This window comes from Variovorax sp. FW301-JW7, from assembly GCF_058788795.1.
Genome location: NZ_JBYTBC010000033.1, coordinates 1 through 2,694, shown reverse-complemented (window position 1 = coordinate 2,694; position 2,694 = coordinate 1). Strand labels below are relative to the sequence as shown.

Here is a 2,694-nt window from a genome sequence, read left to right as displayed (position 1 = left end):
CTGATCACCTTTGTTCAGCTTGTATTCGTAGAGCAGCAGCGCGCACGGCACGCACGATGCTGTTGTAGCCAGTGCAGCGGCACAGGTTGCCTGCCAGTGCCTTGCGAATCTCTTGCTCGCTTGGGTCCGCATTCGTGTCCAGCAGGGCCTGCGCCGCAATCAACATCCCCGGCGTGCAAAACCCGCACTGCAGTCCGTGATGATTTTGGAACTCCTGCTGCAGCGTCGACAGACCCTCGTCCGTCGACAGCCCCTCGACCGTGGTGATGAAGGTCTCCTGAGCCTGCACTGCAAACATCAAGCAACTGCGTGCCTGGCGCCCGTCCACTACCACCGTACATGCGCCGCAGGCGCCATGGGCGCAGCCCACGTGCGTGCCCGTCAGTCTCAGCTTGTGGCGCAGGAAGTCCGCCAGCAACATGCGCGATGGCGCCTGGGCCTCCATGCGCACGCCATTGACCGTCACCGCGATCTGACTCAATGCTTCGCTCATCTGTTATCTACTCCAGTTGCACCACGCAAGGCCCGCTCCACCAGCACTCCCACCGTGTGCCTACGGTAAGCCCCTGTCGCGTACGGATCGGACATCGGCTCGATCTCCGCGCGCGCCTGTGCCACCACCTGCTCAATCACTTCATCCGCACCCAGCCCGCGCGCCAGCACCAGCGCCTCAGCCTTGCGCAGCCGTACCGGCACCCCATCGACGCCCATGGCCGCCAGCCCCACCTTCGTGACCTGCTCGCCCTGGCGCTCCAGATATGCGGCAAGGCCAACAACCGCCACCCCCTCTTGCCTGACGCTCACTTCCTGGAACAGCGCGTACGACCCCACCCCACAGATCGGAAATCGCACCTCCCGCAGGAACTCCCCAGGAAGGACCGCGGTCGTCAAGTCGCCAAGGAAGAACTGTGCCGCCGTCACTTCGCGCGCGCCATTTACTCCGTCAATCACCATCACCGCGTCCAGCGCCATCGCCACTGACGGCAGCTCCGCCACTCGGTCTGCATGTGCGATCGTTCCGCCCACCGTGGCTCGGCTGCGCACCGCGATCGGGCCAGCCCACTCCAGTGCCATGGCCACCAGCGCGCAGTGTTTGCGCACCAGCGGCGATTCCATTGCATCAAGTTGACGCGTCATCGCGCCCAGCGCGACATACCCATCGCGCAGCTCGATGAAATCCAACTCCGGGCAACGGTTCAGATCGATGAGCGCTGCGGGCTTCATCACCCGCAGGTTCAGGATCGGCACCAGACTCTGGCCGCCAGCGAGCACGCGTGCGTCCATGCCATAGTGGCCCAGCAGCTCGATCACCTGCGCCACCGTCTGCGGCGCGTGGTAGTCAAACGCAGCCGGCTTCATCTCGACCTCCGTGCCGAGCGCACCATGCTCACTTCGAGCCGGCCAGTGCTTCTGCCGGCGGTGCATCCGCCTGCCGGTCCGCCAGCGGCGCCGTCATCGCGTTGTAGCCAAAGCACCATGCCGGATCCTCCTCGTACTTCAGAAATGTGTTCGCATTCGAGATGGCCTGCACCTTGGAGGCGCGCCCTTGACGAGTGAGCTCGTAGCGTCGAAACGCTGTCGTGAAGTCTTCCGGGTGAGCGCCCATGCACCGCGACAGCACCGCCGCATCCTCGAACGCCATCCCCGCCCCTTGGCCCATGTGCGGCTTCATCGGATGACACGCGTCGCCCAACAGTACGACCCGCCCCGAACTCCACAGCGGCATCGGATCGCGCGTGAGCAGCGGCCATTTGCTGATATGCAACGACGCACCGATCACCCGCTGTACCTCTTCGTGAAAGCCCGCATAGTGATCCTGGACTTCCTTGATCGTCACATCCACTGGCGAGGTGCCCTCCCAGGCTGGATCAGGCGAGCCCGTCACGAAGTACACCTCGTCCTTGGCCTTGGTCGTGTAGTAGATGATCATGTGGCGATCTTCGCCAGACCAATGACGCTGATCAGACCAGAACTTCGCTCCGTCCGACTCCAGCGGACGCGACAGCCGTGAGGTCGGAAATACGGAGCGGTAGGCGACAAACCCCGAGTACTTCGGAGGCTCCACCCCCATGAGCAGCTCGCGCACCCGCGAGTTGACTCCGTCCGCTCCGATCACCGCAGCCACCTCTTCCACCGTCCCGTCGGTAAAGCTCAGCTTGAGCCCCTCGCCTGCCTGATCGATACCCACCAGGCGCTTGCCGAACTGGATCGTACCCGGCCGCAAACCACGCAACAGAGCCGCTTGCAGATCGCCACGATGCAAGATCGCATGCGGCTCGCCGAAGCGCTCACGCCATTCGCGTTGCGGTTGCGAGTACAGGATCTCGCCCGTGTCCCAGACCCGACTGAACCAGGTCTCTGGCACTTGGCCCCGAACCAGCATCTCGTCCACCACACCGGCTGCGCGCAGCACATTCATTCCGTTCGGATAAATGTTGATGCCCGCTCCGATGCGCCCAAGCTCAGGGGCTTGCTCATACACCGTCACGTTCTCGAACCCCGCGCGCTGGAGCAGCGAGCCGGCCGTCAGCCCACCCATACCACCACCGATCACGGCAATCTTCTGCTGAGTCATCTCTATCCTTGCTCGTCTATGCACGCCCCGCAAAAAAGGGTCGCTCCAGTGCTTGCATATCGCCCCGAAGCATCGACAACCGCCCGGCGTCGCCCCATGACCGTGCTCAATCATTCTAC

3 protein-coding genes are annotated in these 2,694 nt (G+C 63.5%); all 3 read right to left on the bottom strand.

Annotated elements, in window-relative coordinates; translation table 11 throughout:
* Positions 1-4: 4 nt before the first annotated feature.
* Genes AC3WQM_RS31950 through AC3WQM_RS31940 form a run of 3 tightly spaced genes read right to left on the bottom strand, consistent with a single transcriptional unit; the run spans position 5 to position 2,575 of the window.
* Positions 5-493 (bottom strand): (2Fe-2S)-binding protein, encoded by a 489-nt coding sequence (locus tag AC3WQM_RS31950; protein ID WP_492683858.1) that lies wholly within the window; start codon positions 491-493, stop codon positions 5-7.
* Complete coding sequence (locus AC3WQM_RS31945) at positions 490-1,359, bottom strand: FAD binding domain-containing protein (RefSeq protein WP_492683857.1); 870 nt, start codon at positions 1,357-1,359, stop codon at positions 490-492. The genes AC3WQM_RS31950 and AC3WQM_RS31945 overlap by 4 nt, the downstream gene beginning before the upstream one ends.
* A gap of 28 nt (positions 1,360-1,387) precedes the next feature.
* Complete coding sequence (locus AC3WQM_RS31940; RefSeq protein ID WP_492683856.1) at positions 1,388-2,575, bottom strand: FAD-dependent monooxygenase; 1,188 nt, start codon at positions 2,573-2,575, stop codon at positions 1,388-1,390.
* Positions 2,576-2,694: the final 119 nt, after the last annotated feature.